Source organism: Pseudoalteromonas sp. SCSIO 43210 (genome assembly GCF_054133285.1).
On the sequence record NZ_CP087225.1, the window covers coordinates 2,498,722 to 2,514,777 of the forward strand.

General features: G+C 40.1%; 15 protein-coding genes. 13 read left to right on the top strand and 2 right to left on the bottom strand.

Annotated elements, in window-relative coordinates:
* Nucleotides 1-788 precede the first annotated feature (788 nt).
* Nucleotides 789-4,082 carry a ribonuclease E gene (rne, locus tag LOS73_RS10725; RefSeq protein ID WP_457933615.1) on the bottom strand — a complete coding sequence of 1,098 codons (3,294 nt, stop codon included), beginning with the start codon at nt 4,080-4,082 and terminating at the stop codon, nt 789-791.
* A gap of 774 nt (nt 4,083-4,856) precedes the next feature.
* Here rne and rluC point away from each other — a divergent pair.
* Together rluC and LOS73_RS10735 are read left to right on the top strand one after the other, a co-directional pair.
* A complete protein-coding gene (gene rluC, locus LOS73_RS10730) occupies nt 4,857-5,816 on the top strand; it encodes a 23S rRNA pseudouridine(955/2504/2580) synthase RluC (RefSeq protein WP_002962392.1) in 960 nt (319 codons plus the stop codon).
* Entirely contained in the window at nt 5,813-6,475 is a 663-nt protein-coding gene (locus LOS73_RS10735) for an HAD-IA family hydrolase (protein ID WP_457933616.1), read from the top strand. Before rluC ends, LOS73_RS10735 begins: the two co-directional genes overlap by 4 nt.
* A 9-nt stretch (nt 6,476-6,484) precedes the next feature.
* Here LOS73_RS10735 and LOS73_RS10740 read toward each other — a convergent pair whose 3' ends face one another.
* On the bottom strand, nt 6,485-7,084 hold the full coding sequence (locus LOS73_RS10740; RefSeq protein ID WP_457933617.1) for a Maf family protein: 600 nt from the start codon (nt 7,082-7,084) through the stop codon (nt 6,485-6,487).
* Nucleotides 7,085-7,215: 131 nt separating this feature from the next.
* Between LOS73_RS10740 and yceD the strand changes: the two genes are divergently transcribed.
* From yceD to LOS73_RS10795, 11 genes are all read left to right on the top strand, one after another.
* On the top strand, nt 7,216-7,740 hold the full coding sequence (gene yceD, locus LOS73_RS10745) for a 23S rRNA accumulation protein YceD (protein WP_007375269.1): 525 nt from the start codon (nt 7,216-7,218) through the stop codon (nt 7,738-7,740).
* 9 nt (nt 7,741-7,749) lie between these two features.
* Entirely contained in the window at nt 7,750-7,920 is a 171-nt protein-coding gene (gene rpmF / locus LOS73_RS10750) for a 50S ribosomal protein L32 (RefSeq protein WP_002962381.1), read from the top strand.
* A gap of 12 nt (nt 7,921-7,932) precedes the next feature.
* The gene (gene plsX / locus LOS73_RS10755; RefSeq protein ID WP_033030617.1) at nt 7,933-8,973 is read left to right on the top strand and encodes a phosphate acyltransferase PlsX; all 1,041 of its coding nucleotides are present in this window, start codon (nt 7,933-7,935) and stop codon (nt 8,971-8,973) included.
* 52 nt (nt 8,974-9,025) lie between these two features.
* Nucleotides 9,026-9,952 (top strand): ACP S-malonyltransferase, encoded by a 927-nt coding sequence (gene fabD, locus LOS73_RS10760; protein WP_033030618.1) that lies wholly within the window; start codon nt 9,026-9,028, stop codon nt 9,950-9,952.
* A gap of 11 nt (nt 9,953-9,963) precedes the next feature.
* Entirely contained in the window at nt 9,964-10,710 is a 747-nt protein-coding gene (gene fabG / locus LOS73_RS10765) for a 3-oxoacyl-ACP reductase FabG (RefSeq protein WP_007375266.1), read from the top strand.
* A gap of 250 nt (nt 10,711-10,960) precedes the next feature.
* A complete protein-coding gene (gene acpP / locus LOS73_RS10770) occupies nt 10,961-11,197 on the top strand; it encodes an acyl carrier protein (RefSeq protein ID WP_002962377.1) in 237 nt (78 codons plus the stop codon).
* 216 nt (nt 11,198-11,413) lie between these two features.
* Complete coding sequence (fabF, locus tag LOS73_RS10775; RefSeq protein WP_457933618.1) at nt 11,414-12,652, top strand: beta-ketoacyl-ACP synthase II; 1,239 nt, start codon at nt 11,414-11,416, stop codon at nt 12,650-12,652.
* A gap of 59 nt (nt 12,653-12,711) precedes the next feature.
* Nucleotides 12,712-13,527: an aminodeoxychorismate lyase gene (pabC, locus tag LOS73_RS10780; RefSeq protein ID WP_007375264.1), complete on the top strand. Its 816-nt coding sequence runs from the start codon at nt 12,712-12,714 to the stop codon at nt 13,525-13,527.
* The gene (gene mltG, locus LOS73_RS10785) at nt 13,521-14,507 is read left to right on the top strand and encodes an endolytic transglycosylase MltG (RefSeq protein ID WP_457933619.1); all 987 of its coding nucleotides are present in this window, start codon (nt 13,521-13,523) and stop codon (nt 14,505-14,507) included. The genes pabC and mltG overlap by 7 nt, the downstream gene beginning before the upstream one ends.
* A 6-nt stretch (nt 14,508-14,513) precedes the next feature.
* On the top strand, nt 14,514-15,140 hold the full coding sequence (gene tmk, locus LOS73_RS10790) for a dTMP kinase (RefSeq protein WP_008135397.1): 627 nt from the start codon (nt 14,514-14,516) through the stop codon (nt 15,138-15,140).
* A 1-nt stretch (nt 15,141) separates the two neighbouring features.
* Nucleotides 15,142-16,056: a DNA polymerase III subunit gene (locus LOS73_RS10795; protein WP_457933620.1), complete on the top strand. Its 915-nt coding sequence runs from the start codon at nt 15,142-15,144 to the stop codon at nt 16,054-16,056.

Sequence of the window (16,056 nt, forward strand, 5' to 3'; positions counted from 1 at the left end):
CGTTACATAAATAATGTTTTAGCTTTATTGAAAACGCGGCAAGTAGACCGCGTTTTTTTTATGAGAAAACTTATTTTTAAACGCCAGCATACAGTTTATGGATTTAACGTTTGGTGTTTACCTGTAGACGTAGAGCTTGCTCACGTTAGAAGCGCAGCTTCTCAAAGCTTTAAATGGTGAATTAAAAAAGGTGAGGTGAGTCTTAATGTATTGCAATGCATTAAAAAGGTACTGTTAGTTAACAATTTTGGTAAAAACGTCGTTTTTAAACGCCAGCAAGCTGTGCGTCTACAGGTTATGGATTTAACGTTTGGTGTTTACCTGTAGACGTAGAGCTTGCTCACGTTAGAAGCGCAGCTTCTCAAAGCTTTAATGGTGAATTAAAAGAGGTGAGGTGAATTTTAATGCATTGCAATGCATTAAAAAGGTACTGCTAGTTAACAATTTTGATAAAAACGTTATTTTTAAACGCCAACATACAGTTTATGGATTTAACGTTTGGTGTTTACCTGTAGACGTAGAGCTTGCTCACGTTAGAAGCGCAGCTTCTCAAAGCTTTAAATGGTGAATTAAAAATGGTGAGGTGAGTCTTAATGTATTGCAATGCATTAAAAAGGTACTGCTAGTTAACAATTTTGATAAAAACGTTATTTTTAAACGCCAGCAGGATTTAACGTTTGGTGTTTACTTGTAGAGCTTGCTCACGTTAGAAGCACTTTACATAGCACTTAAAGCAAAAAAGCCCCGCTATTGAGTAAATAGCGGGGCTTTTTAATGAGCGTTAGTTACTAATCAGCACTCATTGTTTTAGTCATTGCAGAGCTTGCACGACCAGCAGGTTTGATTGAGCCTGCACGTAAGCCACTGTCGGGTACTAGTTCACGTTTGTCGTGAGCCATTGCAACAGAGATATGTTTTACTTCGCTATCAGCTACAGGAGTAGGTTGTGCCATTGGCGCACTTGCAGATCCTTGCGAAACGACGGTTTTAACATGCTGTACTGATTTTTCAACTTTAGCTGGTTGCTCAGTCACTACAGGTGCTTCAACTTTAGCTGGTTGCTCAGTCACTACAGGTGCTTCAACTTTAGCTGGTTGCTCAGTCACTACAGGCGCTTCAACTTTAGCTGGTTGCTCAGTCACTACAGGTGCTTCAACTTTAGCTGGTTGCTCAGTCACTACAGGCGCTTCAACTTTAGCAGGTTGCTCAGTCACTGCAGGTGCTTCAACTTTAGCGGGTTGCTCAGTCACTACAGGTGCTTCAACTTTAGCTGGTTGCTCAGTCACTGCAGGCGCTTCAACTTTAGCGGGTTGCTCAGTCACTGCAGGTGCTTCAACTTTAGCGGGTTGCTCAGTCACTACAGGCGCTTCAACTTTAGCTGGTTGCTCAGTCACTACAGGCGCTTCAACTTTAGTTGGTTGCTCAGTCACTACAGGTGCTTCAATTTCAGCTGCTTGCTCAGTCACTACAGGGGCTTCAACTTCAGCTGATTCTTTAACCGCTTCAACTTTAGCCAAGTCTTCTACAGCAAGTGCTTGTTCAACTTTTTCAGAAGCATCAACAGCGGTTTCTTGCGATTTAGCTTTAAGTTCAGCTTCATACTCAGCTGCAGCTTGATCTGCTACTGGTACAAATGCAGGTGTTTCGTCTGATTTGTTTTCAGAACCTTCACCTTCTGGTCGGCGGCGACGTTGACCAGATGCACGAAGATGACGAGGAGAGCGGCGTGAACGTGTACGTGTTTGCTCTTGTTCTTCATCAGATGCAGATGTTTCATCGTTAGAATCAACAACGTCAACTTTCTCTTCTTTAATATGCGCTGTTTTTTCTGCTGGAGCTTGCGTTTGCTTTTCTACAGTAGGCGTAACTTGCTCTTTAACTTGTGGTTTTTCATCACTTACCACAGTTTGTTCTGTTATTTTATCTACTGTTTTTGCTTGTTCAGCATTTTCGTCTTGTAAACGTACTTTTTTACGTAAATTACGTCGTTGACGGCGAACTTTAGGCTTCTGCTCTTTAGGCTCTGCAGCTTGTGCTGGTTTAGAATCAGTTTCTACTTCCGGCTTTGCAGGGGCTTCAGTTTTAACTTGATCTTTTTCTTGGTTTTTATGCTCTGGGCGCTTACGAGAGTTAGGATTACGACGGCGCTTGTTGCGATTTTCGTTTCTTTCTTGGTTCTCGTTAGTTACTGGTGAATCAGTTTTAGCTTCATCTTGATCAGTATTGCTGCGTTCAGCACGAGGCTTAGTGCGAGGATTATTTCGACGACGTTGATTGTTATTTCGACGGCGGTTATCGTTACCTCTGCGGTTATTACGTGCTTCTTCTTGCTGCTTTTCAGCGGCTTCTTTTTTCTCTTCTACCGTTTCAGTAGCAAATAACGACTTAAACCACTTAGTGATTGCTGTAAATAAGCCACCATTAGCTTTAGTCTCATTGGTCACTGGCTTAGCTGTTTGTGCAGGCGCTGCTTGTGGAGCTGGTGTAGAAGGCATTACTACACCTTTTAGCATTGGTTCTTCACGTACTGGAGTACTTGGAGATTTAGACATCTCAAATACTTCAGGCTCAGGCGCAATAACTTGTCCGTAACTTACCGTTTCAAGTGTTTCGTCTTTACGTAAACGCATAACTTCGTAATGTGGTGTTTCCATATGTTGATTAGGAATAATCACTACATCACATTTATGATGTTTTTCAATACGATGAACACTACGTCGTTGCTCATTTAACAAATAAGCGGCAACAGCAACAGGCACTTGTGCATTTACTTGTGTCGTATTGTCTTTTATTGCTTCTTCTTCAATTAAGCGAAGAATAGAAAGTGCGATTGATTCGTTAGAACGAATAGTCCCTTGTCCGCTACAGCGAGGGCATGGGCCTTGGCTTGCTTCACCTAATGAAGGACGCAAGCGCTGACGCGACATTTCAAGTAAACCAAAGCGTGAGATTTTGCCAATTTGAACACGAGCACGATCTGGGCGAGCAGCATCTTTTAAGCGATTTTCTACTTCACGTTGATGACGTGGAGGGGTCATATCGATAAAGTCGATTACAATCAAACCACCTAGGTCACGAAGACGTAACTGACGTGCAATTTCATCAGCAGCTTCTAAGTTAGTATTTAGTGCTGTTTCCTCAATATCACCGCCTTTTGTTGCTTTAGACGAGTTAATATCGATAGATGTTAATGCTTCAGTAGGGTCAATAACTATTGAACCACCAGATGGAAGACGCACTTCACGCTGAAACGCTGACTCGATTTGGCTTTCAATTTGATAATGTGTAAATAATGGCGTATCGCCTTGGTAAAGCTTAACGCGGCTCATGAAATCAGGACGAAAACGCTCAATGTGCGCTTTAGCTTCTTCAAAAACACGTGGTTTATCAATTAATATCTCACCAATGTCGCGACGTAAATAATCACGAATGGCGCGAAATATTACGTTACTTTCTTGGTGTATTAAAAAAGGCGCTTTAGCACTGTCGGCTGCTTGGCCAATAGCCTCCCAGTGTACTAATAATGCTTTTAAATCGTAGTTTAGTTCTTCAAATGACTTACCAACACCAGCAGTACGAACAATTAAGCCCATACCTTTAGGTAATTCTAAACGACCTAGTGCTTCTTTAAGTTCAGTGCGCTCATCACCTTCAATACGGCGAGAAATGCCACCGGCACGAGGATTGTTAGGCATTAGAACTAAGTAACTACCAGCAACGCTGATAAAAGTAGTTAACGCTGCGCCTTTTTGGCCTCGTTCTTCTTTATCAACTTGTACTATTACTTCTTGACCTTCTTTGATTACGTCGCGAATATTCGGACGACCATGAAAAGTGTAACCTGCAGGGAAGTAAGTACGGGCTATTTCTTTTAAAGGGAGGAAACCATGGCGATCAGCACCGTATTCAACAAATGCTGCTTCAAGAGATGGTTCAATGCGGGTTATTTTGCCTTTATAAATATTGGCTTTTTTCTGTTCGTGACCTGGGCTTTCTATATCTAAATCATATAGGCGCTGGCCATCAACCAGTGCTACGCGCATTTCTTCTTGCTGCGTTGCATTGATTAGCATACGTTTCATATTGTTACTCTACTTATTTATGTCGCTGACATGACGATGTTTTTATCGCCTGTTCAGTTGTTCCTATTTTTAGAATGTGCAGCCTCACGACTGGGTCTTTAACGGAACGGCTCTGTATTTTCGTACGCAGTATTTTAAATGCTGGCAAACAATAACGTGTATTACCGTTATTAAATTCTAAATGGTGTTAAAACAGTCGGCTTTTCAGCTACGTTTACATGTTTTACCCAGAAGTTGGCCTGTCATATCAATCTTACTAAATGTCATTCATATTAGGTGCGTAGGGCTCATTAAGTTGGTGAGTAATACATATTTATGTATCACTAATATCCATTTTAAGAGCAAAAGTTGCTACCAATGTTAATGAACGCTTATTTATTAGATTTTTTTAGTTCTAAATAAGCTGCTGTACGGTACTACAATAATTGAGCAAATGCTGAACGACGTGTTTTTACGTCGTCACTATCAGACAAATTATCTGTTCATTGCTTTCTCAATCGCATTAAAAACCACTTCATGTTCAAACTTAACCAGCAATATATTACGCGCATTGCCGTTAATTGATCGCACGTGTTGACTAGGTATGTATAAAAGCTTTGGAAAACTTAACTCGGATCTGTATGATCGGCTACCCAGAATGTGCATCACGAATGTTTTAATGTGTTAAAAAGCACCGTTGTTATTTGCAAATACTAAATATTTGCGCTGCTGATTATCCCACTATTATTACAGTGTTAGCAACTAAATTATTTTACTTAAATTAGTGATTAGGCAATGTCAGAAAAAAACGACTTACAAGTAACTTATGTCACGATCAATGAAGACCATTTAGGTCAGCGTATTGATAACTTTCTTATTACCCATTTAAAAGGGGTGCCTAAAAGCGCTATTTATAAACTTTTGCGCAAAGGTGAGGTACGCGTTAATAAAAAGCGTATTAAGCCTGTATATAAACTACAGCTTGACGATGTGCTTCGTATTGCACCTATTAGAGTTGCTGAGCGTGAAGAGTTTGTACCATCAAAACTAGATAAAGTAACTCGCCTTGAAAACGATATCTTATTTGAAGATAAATACCTTATCGTTATAAATAAACCTTCAGGCATGGCTGTTCATGGTGGCAGTGGTTTAAGTTATGGTTTAATTGAAGCTTTGCGCGCGCTTCGCCCAGAGGAGCGCAGTCTTGAGCTAGTTCACAGGCTTGACCGTGATACATCGGGTTGTTTACTTATAGCAAAACGTCGTTCGGTGTTAACAGCATTGCATGAACAGCTTCGTGAAAAAACAATGGAAAAAAATTATTGGGCACTAGTTGAAGGGCAGTGGGACTCTAAAACTAAAAATGTAACCGAAGGGCTGCGTAAAAATACGCTTAAATCGGGTGAACGCGTAGTACGTGTAGATAACACTGAGGGCAAGCCTTCGCATACGCGTTTTAAAGTACTTGAACGTTTTAATGATTGCTCGCTTGTACAAGCGTCGCCTGTTACAGGTCGTACACACCAAATTCGTGTGCATACGCAGTGTAAAGGTCATCCAATAGCTTGTGATGATAAATACGGCGATCAAGGGTTTGATGAATCTATGCGTAAAGTTGGCTTAAACCGATTATTTTTACATGCACACGATTTAAGTTTTTATCATCCTAAAAACGAAACAACGATGCGTATTGAAGCGCCCCTTGATAAAACGCTTAAAAATACATTACTAAAATTACGAGACGCAAAACAGTGATTGCAGTGACGCCAATTAAAAAATATAAGCTCGTCATTTTTGATTGGGATAGCACCGTTATGGATTCAGTCACTAAAATAGTTAACTGTATTCGTAGTAGTGCTGAGTCACTTGATTTAGTGTCACCAAGTGACGAAGCCATTAAAAACATTATTGGTATGTCGCTTGAAAAAGCAATTGATGTTTTATTTCCCGATAATGCCGCGCAGCATCAAACGCTAATTAAGGGGTATAAACACCAATATAGTGTTGATACCACGCCAACTCCTGTATTTGATAATGTTGTTAGCGTTTTAGGTGCCTTAAAAGAGCAGGGCATTGTTTTAGCTGTTGCCACAGGTAAAGGTAGGGATGGATTAGAGCGTTTGCTTGATCAAAGCCAACTTAGACATTTTTTTAGTGCAACACGTACAAGTGACGAAGCGCAATCAAAGCCCTCTCCAGATATGTTGTATCAATTACTTGAAGAGCTTGGAATAAGCGCTCAAGAAGCTGTAATGATTGGTGATACCCAAATAGACATGACAATGGCAAAAGCTGCAGGCATGGATAGAATTGGCGTAACAATGGGTGTACATAACGCACAGCAGCTAAATGAGCTTAGCCCTGTTGCAATGGTAGATAATTATCTGCAATTACAACAGGTTTTGCTTGGTTAATTTATTTAACTAGGACTTGTTTTGAGCAGTAAGTACATCAATACCAAACTCAGCCAGTAATTGGCTGAGTTTAATTAATGGTAATCCAATTAGGCTATTAGGATCGTCTCCGCTTAGTTTTTCAAATAAACAGATACCTAACCCTTCACTTTTAAAGCTGCCAGCACAATTATAAGGCTGCTCTGCGTCGCAATAAGCACTAATTTGTGCATCACTGAGTGTTTTAAACGTCACATTAAAAGGTTCTACACAGGTTTTTTTAGTGCCAGTTACAATATCGTAAACACAAAGCCCAGTTAAAAATGTTACAGTATTCCCGCTAAATAAATTTAGTTGTTTTACGGCATTTTGTTTATTGTGTGGTTTACCTAAAATTTGATTGTTAAACACAGCGACTTGGTCTGATCCAATAGCTAACCCTTTGTTAAAGTGTTTATTAGCTGCAGAGGCTTTTAATTCACTTAAACGCTTAACCAGTTCGGTAGGTGTTTCGCATTCAAGTGCTGACTCGTCAACGTCTGGTGAAAATGTATCAAATGATAAATTAAATTTTTGTAATAAAGACTGCCTAAAAGGCGAGCTTGACGCTAAAATAAGTGGGTGCTTCACGGACTGTTTCCCTAAGATAATTCAGATTGAGTTAGGATAAATCAGATCCGAGAGTAAAACACGTTAAAAACCAAGTAAAAATGGTTTTTTACTTTGACTAACAAACTAACTATCTATATGATGCAGCCCCTATGCAAAAGGTGAAAATTCCCATCACTCTTCATCCAGGCAAAGCAGCGCAGCACCGTTTAAAGTATGACGGAATTGTACCGCTTGAAAAACTTACTCGTTTAGAGAAAGTTGTGCAGGAAGAAGTAGGTGAAATAGCGGTAAAAATACATTGCAAGAATGATGATCAAGGTTTCGCTGTGATTAGAGGCAATTTGTCCACACACGTTACTGTCATTTGTCAACGTTGTAATGGTGATTTAGGGTTGGATTTGGTTCAAGACTTTGCATATTCACCAGTAGGTGAAGATACAGAGTTAGATATTTTTCCAGAAGACTACGATGAAGTAGCGCTTGATGAAAATGGTGAAGTTAACGTTTTTGATTTAATTGAAGACGAACTAATTTTAGCAATTCCATTAGTAGCTACCCACAACGAAGCTTCATGCAGTTATTCAGCAAAGCCTGCCAGCTTTGGTGTTTTAAAGGCGGAAGATGATAAACCTAATCCATTTGATATTTTGAAACAACTTAAGAAAGATTCTTAGGAGAAGACTATGGCTGTACAAAAAAGCAAAAAGTCTCGTGCAAGACGCGGCATGCGCCGTTCACACGATGCGATCAGTGGTCCAACTTTAACTGTAGATCAAACATCTGGTGAGACTCATCGTCGTCACCATGTGACTGCAGATGGTTACTACAAAGGCGTTCAAGTAATTTCTAAATAAGAGATTACTTATATGCTGAATGATCTAACCATAGCGTTAGATATGATGGGGGGCGATTACGGCCCCCGTTCATCTATTCCTGCTGCCGTTCACGCAGTAAACGCTCATGCCAATTTAACTCTCATTTTATGTGGCAATGAAGACGTTATATCTAAAGAACTCGAATCCCTCGATTCCTTACCTCATCCTAGACTCATAATTCGTCACTGTAGTGAAATAGTCACTAATGCTTGTGAACCTGCAATTGCTGTGCGTTCAAAAAAAGATTCATCTATGCGTGTTGCCCTTGATTTAGTTAAGTCAGGCGAAGCTCAAGCGTGTGTTAGTTCAGGTAATACTGGTGCGCTATTTTTTATGGCTCACTATGTATTAAAGATGCTGCCAGGTGTTAAACGTGCCGCACTCATTTCATCTGTTCCTACAGAAAGCCAAAACCCAGTATATTTACTCGACTTAGGTGCTAATGTGCACTGCGATGCGCAAATGCTGTATCAGTTTGGCATTATGGGCTCTGTAGTTGCTGGCCAAGCACTTGGCTGCGATAACCCTCGCGTTAGCTTATTAAATATTGGCGCTGAGGATATTAAAGGTCACGATGATATTAAACAGGCTGCACAATTAATGCAGCAAAGCCCACATATTAATTACATTGGTTATAGCGAAGGAAGCGATATTTTTTCTGGCAAGGCTGATGTTATTGTATGCGAAGGTTTTGTGGGTAACGTTGCACTTAAAACATGCGAAGGCATTGCCAAGCTTATTATGAATAAGTTTACAGTTGCGCTCGAAAAGCACCTTTTATATAAATGTATGGCGTTTATATTGCGTCCAATAATAAAAAAACTCTATAAAAGGGTGAACCCCGACCAGTATAACGGTGCTTCTCTGGTAGGATTGCGCGGTATTGTCGTTAAAAGTCATGGAAATGCGTCAGCTAAAGCATTTCAAGCAGCAATTGATGAAGCGGTAAAAGAGGTTGAACGTCAACTTCCTGATAAAATAGCCGCTATTTTCGAAAAAACACATTCTAAAAACACGGCGGTTAATCAATAATTGATGTGCCGTGTATTTCATTATTTATTTGTTTAATTAAAAAGAGCAAAGTATGGCACAAAAAATTGCACTTCTATTCCCAGGTCAAGGCTCGCAAAGCGTTGGTATGTTAAAAGAGCTACTAGAGAGTTCTGACATTGTTAAAGCAACATTTGCAGAAGCATCAGATGCATTGGGTTACGACTTAGCAGAGCTAGTTCTTAATGGCCCAGAAGAAAAATTAAATCAAACTCACCGTACACAACCTGCACTATTAACTGCAAGTGTTGCTATTTATCGTGATTGGCTTGCAGCAAACCCAGATGCCGACGTTGTTATGGCCGGTCACAGCTTAGGTGAATATTCAGCACTAGTATGTAGCGACGTACTAAGCTTGAGTGAAGCTGTTAAGCTTGTTGAAAACCGTGGTTTATACATGCAAGAAGCTGTGCCTGCAGGCGTAGGTTCAATGGCTGCGATTATTGGCTTAGGCGATGAAGAAATAAAAGTGGCGTGTTCTGCCTCAGCGCAAGGTGAGGTTGTATCTCCAGTTAACTACAATTCTCCTGGTCAAGTTGTTATTGCAGGGCATAAAGCGGCAGTAGATAGAGCATCACAAGCATGTAAAGATGCTGGTGCTAAACGCGCATTACCACTTTCGGTTAGCGTACCTTCACATTGTGAACTAATGAAGCCAGCAGCGGATAAGCTAGCGGTAGACTTAGCCGCTTTAACATTTAATACACCTAAGTGTGATGTAATTAATAATGTTGATGTAAAAGCTGAATCGACCGCTGATGCAATTAAAGATGCACTAGTACGTCAACTATACAGCCCAGTTCGCTGGACAGAAACAGTACAAGCCTTGGTTGCGCAAGATGTAACACAAAGCTACGAATTTGGTCCTGGTAAAGTATTAACAGGACTTGCTAAACGAATTGATAGAGCAATGATCTGTGGCTCAGTAAACGATGCCGCTTCAATCGCTGCAGCTAAATAAGAGTATATAAAATGTCTAATTTATTTTCATTAGAGGGCAAAATTGTCCTAATTACTGGCGCTAGCCGTGGTATTGGTAAAGCAATTGCAACAACATTAGTTGCGCAAGGTGCAAAAGTTGCAGGCACTGCTACAAGCGAGTCAGGCGCTGCTAAAATCAGTGAGTACCTGGGTGATAGTGGTAAAGGTTATGCATTAAATGTAACGGATCCTGCATCTATTGAAGCGACACTTGCCGCAATAAAAGCTGATTTTGGCGATATTGACGTACTTGTTAATAACGCAGGTATCACACGTGATAACCTATTAATGCGTATGAAAGAGACTGAGTGGGACGATATAATCGACACTAACCTAAGCTCGATTTTCCGTTTATCTAAAGCGGTACTTCGTCCAATGATGAAGAAAAAGAAAGGCCGTATTATCAATATTGGCTCAGTAGTAGGCACTATGGGTAATGCAGGGCAAGCTAACTATGCGGCGGCTAAAGCGGGCGTAATTGGTTTTTCTAAGTCACTTGCGCGCGAAGTTGCATCTCGTGGTATTACAGTTAACGTAGTGGCACCTGGTTTTATTCAAACTGATATGACTGATGATTTAACTGATGAGCAAAAAGCAGCAACGCTTGCCAATGTTCCAGCAGGGCGTTTAGGTCAACCAGACGAAATTGCTGCTGCAGTGTGTTATTTAGCATCTGACGCAGCTGCGTATGTATCAGGCGAAACTTTGCATGTAAATGGTGCGATGTACATGGTTTAGTAGTCATAATATCGGCTAAATAATAAAATTAAGTTAAGTTAGTTAACTCAAAAACATTGAATTATTTGTGAACTTGCTTTAAACATACTTGAAATTGCTGTGAAAATAAGCGATAAAAGATAAAACTTACACTCAGAGGTTTGACCAGACAATTATTTATGGCCAAATCATTGAATCAGAGAATTATGCGGCGTAAACTACGCCGCAATCTGAAAATAACGCATTGGCGTTTTTAATAAAGGAAAGAAGAATGAGCGATATCCAAGAACGCGTAAAGAAAATCATCATTGAACAACTAGGTGTTAAAGAAGAAGAAGTTAAAAATGAATCTTCTTTCGTAGATGACTTAGGTGCAGATTCTCTTGATACTGTAGAACTAGTAATGGCTCTTGAAGAAGAGTTTGATACTGAGATCCCAGATGAAGAAGCTGAAAAGATCACTACAGTTCAAACTGCAATCGATTACGTTACAGCTCACGCTGAGTAATTAATCGCAAATTAAGGGCAGCATTCGCTGCCCTTAATCTATATATCCAAACCACCTCAAAGTTCGTGATTCAAAAACAAACCTTAACTCCCAATCTTAACTAAAAATTATTTTTGCTAGTGTTATGCGTTTTTAATCTATTTTGGGACTAGCACTTTGAGGTAGCTTGGGTATGATCATCCACCTTATAAAAATATCCCTTATTGGAGGCAAACCGTGGCTAAACGTCGAGTCGTCGTAACTGGCTTAGGAATGTTGACGCCGCTAGGTAATAATGTTCAATCAACCTGGCAAGGCTTATTAGATGGTAAAAGTGGTATTCAAACAATAACCCACTTTGATACATCAAAATTTGGTACAAAGTTCGCTGGTTTAATTAATGACTTTGATGCATCGGCTTATATGTCACCAAAAGATGCAAAAAAAATGGATTTATTTATCCAGTACGGCATTGCAGCGGGTGTTCAAGCTTTTGAAGATTCTGGCCTCGAGATAACAGAGCAAAATGCAACACGTATAGGTGTGGCTGTAGGTTCAGGTATTGGTGGTTTAACGCTTATCGAAGAAAACCACATTAAACTATTAAATAGTGGTCCGCGTAAGTTATCGCCATTTTATGTGCCATCTACCATTATTAATATGATTTCAGGTCATTTATCAATAATGCATGGGCTTCGAGGCCCAAATATTTCTATTGTAACGGCTTGTACAACAGGTTTGCACAACATAGGCCATGCTGCGCGTATGATTGCTTATGGCGATGCTGATGCAATGGTTGCCGGTGGCGCCGAAAAAGCCTGTACACCAATTGGTATGGGTGGCTTTAATGCTGCACGTGCACTATCAACCCGCAATGACGATCCACAAGCGGCTTCTCGCCCTTGGGATAAAGACCGCGATGGTTTTGTGCTTTCTGACGGTGCTGGTGTTGTCGTAGTTGAAGAGTACGAACATGCTAAAGCACGTGGTGCTAAAATTTATGCTGAGCTTGTAGGCTTTGGCATGAGTGGCGACGCGTACCATATGACATCACCACCAGAAGACGGTGCAGGCGCTGCCCTTGCAATGCAAAATGCATTAAACGATGCGCAAGTAAATGCAGAGCAAGTGGGCTACATTAATGCACACGGCACATCAACGCATGCTGGCGATAAAGCCGAAACTGCCGCTGTTAAATCTATTTTTGGTAATGCAGCTAAAGATGTAATGGTTGGTTCGACTAAATCAATGATGGGTCACTTATTAGGTGCTGCGGGTTCTGTTGAATCAATCGTTTCGATTTTATCGTTAACGGATCAAAAAGTATCGCCAACTATTAACCTTGATAACCCAGACGAAGGGTGTGACTTAGATTATATTGCGCACACTGCACGTGATGCAAAGCTAGACTTTGCACTGTGTAACTCGTTCGGTTTTGGTGGTACTAATGGCTCGTTGCTGTTTAAAAAGGTATAATCTTTTTTAACAACGAATCAAATTATAAGAGCTCAGTTGTTTAACTGGGCTTTTTTTATATGCCAAATAAAATGCAAACAATAATAGCAGTAGATCAAAACAGCACTTTAAGCACGTGTGACAGAGGCTTAAATTACGGTGACGGCTTTTTTACAACGGCTAAAGTTGTTGATGGGCAAGTACAGTATTGGGCTCACCATAAAGCGCGTTTGATTGAATGTGCACAGCGTTTGGGTTTTCCTGAGTTAGACTTTAATAGCCTTGAAAATCAAATTGCTCAGTATATAAAAGCTGCACCACTGAACGTGCTTAAAATACTTGTAACGCGAGGCGAAGGCGGACGTGGTTATGGGCTGCCAAGTGAGTGTAATATTACTATTTTATTGAGTGTATTAGATTACCCTAGTAATTACAGTGCGCTTACTAAAAAGGGTGTAAGTCTCGAAATAAGCCCAATTAAATTAGCTGCACAACCTCATTTAGCGGGTCTTAAAACATTAAACCGGCTTGAGCAAGTACTAGTTAAAAAAGCAATGCAAACGCAAAACTGCGACGATGTGTTAGTGCTTGATTACAATAACAATATAATTGAAGCCTCAGCAGCTAATATTTTTGCGATTAAAAATAAGTGTGTGTTTACGCCATTGCTTGATGAGTGCGGAATAAAGGGCGTTTACCTACAATCGTTATGTGCTAAATTACCAGTTGAATTTAAACGCGTGAAAGTAGAAGACCTAATCCAAGCAGACGCCGTATTTGTGTGTAATAGCTTAATGGGAGCAGTACCAGTAAAACGTATTGAACAACAGGTATTTAATACAGACGACAGCCACGCATTATTAACTAAATTATTAGCCAAGGAGGCTGAGTGTTAAAAGTTATTTTATCGGTACTCTTTTTAGCTGTTATAACCACTGCTGTTGGTTACCAGCAATTACAAGCAACAATAAATAGCCCGTTAAAGTTAGCTCAAAACACACAATTTGAAGTTAAGCATGGCACTGGCTTTAATAAGTTATGTCATCAATGGCAAGCTAATACCTGGGTCGAAAGTTGCTGGCGCTATCAGGTAATTGCCAAATTAGATCCCACACTCACCGACTTAAAAGCGGGGCTTTACGAGCTAACAGCCGATAGTGTTATCAGTAATATAAAAAAAATTAATCAAGGCCAGCAAGTCAGTTTTAGTTTTACCATTATTGAAGGGCAAAACTTACGTGAAGTACTAAGTGCTATTAAAAAAGCCGATAATTTACAAAACGATTTAAAAAGTGATGAACTAAGTACTCAAATACTGGGTAATGACACGCACTTAGAAGGCTGGTTATTCCCCGACACTTACCACTATCATAATAACGATACTGCAAGCAGTGTATTAAAACGTGCAGCACAAAAAATGCAGCAAACATTAGATGATGCTTGGCAGCAGCGCGCTGCTAATCTACCCTATAAAACAGCATACGAAGCACTAATAATGGCTTCAATTATTGAAAAAGAAACAGGCCTTGCCAGCGAACGTCCGTTAATTGCATCAGCGTTTGTTAATCGATTAAACACCAATATGCGCCTGCAAACCGATCCCACCGTAATATACGGGCTAGGCGCTGATTTTGATGGTGATATTAAACGTAAAGATTTGCGCGATTATACGCCTTACAATACGTATCGTATTAATGGTTTACCGCCAACACCTATAGCAATGCCATCAAAAGCCGCTATTTTAGCTGCAGTTAATCCGCCGCAAAGTGAATACTTTTACTTTGTCGCAAAAGGCGATGGTAGCCACCAGTTTTCAACCACGTTAAAACAGCATAACGCGGCAGTTAAAACGTATATATTAAATAAAAAGAATTAATATTTTATGAAACCAAAATTTATAGTAATAGAAGGGCTAGAAGGCGCTGGTAAATCAACCGCTATTTCGTTATGCCAAGATTTTTTAAACAAAAAACAGATCGACTTTATAAATGTACGTGAACCAGGCGGAACACCACTAGCCGAATCACTGCGCACACTTGTAAAAGCAGAGCATGAAGAAGAAATTGCCTTTGAAACCGAATTGCTGATCATGTATGCGGCGCGTTCGCAGTTAATGCATAACGTCATTAATCCTGCGCTTGAGCAAGGTCAATGGATATTGGCTGATCGCCATGATTTATCATCTCAAGCATATCAAGGTGGCGGACGAGGTATTAGCTCAAATACACTAGCGTCGTTATCATCAATGGTATTAAAAGGATTGAAGCCCGATTTAACTATTTACCTTGATATTGACCCTGTTATTGGCCTTGAACGTGCAAAAGGGCGAGGCGAACTTGATAGAATAGAGCAAGAAGCTATTGAGTTTTTTCAGCGCACTCGCATGCGTTACCTTGAGCTTGCTAACGACGACAGCTCAATTAAAACAGTTGATGCAAACCAAGACATCGATAAAGTACACCGCGATATAACTAACGTACTACGTACATTTTTTGAAGGGCTAAAATAATATGGTACTGCCTTGGCTACACGATACACAGCAACGCTTAGCGCAGAGCTTTCGTGGCCAGCGTTTTCATCATGCACAGTTGTTTTGTGGACCCATTGGCGTTGGTAAATTCGAGTTAAGCGATCAGTTAGCTAATGCCTTATTGTGCCAAAATATAGTACAGCAATCAGCAGCTGCTAATAGTATTTTAGCACCGTGTGGCCACTGTAAAAGTTGTTTACTCACACTTGCAGGCACGCACCCTGATAAACGTTTAACGCAGGTTGATGGGCAAAGTATTGGCGTAGACGATATACGCGGGATCAGTGATTTTATGAATCACTCTGCGGCGCAAAATAGTAACAAAGTAGTTGTTATTAAAAATTGTGAAAAAATGACAACCGCCGCAGCAAATGCATTATTAAAAACGCTAGAAGAGCCAAGTAATAGCCGATTTTTGATACTTACAACAAGCCAAGCTGCACAGCTTCCGGCCACGATATTAAGCCGGTGTGCTAAAACAGATATAAAAGTAATAAACACACAACTTGCCCAGCAATGGCTTGAGTCATTGCAAATTAAAGGTTATAGCTGGTTGCCACTTTTTTATAGCCAACCATTACAAGTTAAGCATTGGCAAGAGCAAAGTCAGTTACAAAGTATTGATATGCTTTATAAGTTTGCAACTGAGTTTAAACAAAGTCATAATTTTAAAGTGTTAGTCGATATTATAAATAAACAGCCTGAGCTTGTTCGCATATTTACTTTGTTCTTAAGTGAGCAACTAAAGCAGCAGTTAATGCAAGGCATGAGCTTTGATGCATATCAGATTGCGCAACAGGCTCTGAGTGAATTTTTGCAAAATAACACAAAAATCCTTGGGCTTAATTTACCGCTTGCAGTATCGCGATTAGCGCACATATTACGTAATTCATAA

What these genes read in the sequence shown, in the direction of transcription:
- rne (WP_457933615.1), bottom strand. Translation starts at nt 4,082, where the DNA reads ATGAAACGTATGCTAATCAATGCAACGCAGCAAGAAGAAATGCGCGTA.
- rluC (WP_002962392.1), top strand. Translation starts at nt 4,857, where the DNA reads ATGTCAGAAAAAAACGACTTACAAGTAACTTATGTCACGATCAATGAA.
- yceD (WP_007375269.1), top strand. Translation starts at nt 7,216, where the DNA reads ATGCAAAAGGTGAAAATTCCCATCACTCTTCATCCAGGCAAAGCAGCG.
- rpmF (WP_002962381.1), top strand. Translation starts at nt 7,750, where the DNA reads ATGGCTGTACAAAAAAGCAAAAAGTCTCGTGCAAGACGCGGCATGCGC.
- plsX (WP_033030617.1), top strand. Translation starts at nt 7,933, where the DNA reads ATGCTGAATGATCTAACCATAGCGTTAGATATGATGGGGGGCGATTAC.
- fabD (WP_033030618.1), top strand. Translation starts at nt 9,026, where the DNA reads ATGGCACAAAAAATTGCACTTCTATTCCCAGGTCAAGGCTCGCAAAGC.
- fabG (WP_007375266.1), top strand. Translation starts at nt 9,964, where the DNA reads ATGTCTAATTTATTTTCATTAGAGGGCAAAATTGTCCTAATTACTGGC.
- acpP (WP_002962377.1), top strand. Translation starts at nt 10,961, where the DNA reads ATGAGCGATATCCAAGAACGCGTAAAGAAAATCATCATTGAACAACTA.
- pabC (WP_007375264.1), top strand. Translation starts at nt 12,712, where the DNA reads ATGCCAAATAAAATGCAAACAATAATAGCAGTAGATCAAAACAGCACT.
- tmk (WP_008135397.1), top strand. Translation starts at nt 14,514, where the DNA reads ATGAAACCAAAATTTATAGTAATAGAAGGGCTAGAAGGCGCTGGTAAA.
- LOS73_RS10795 (WP_457933620.1), top strand. Translation starts at nt 15,142, where the DNA reads ATGGTACTGCCTTGGCTACACGATACACAGCAACGCTTAGCGCAGAGC.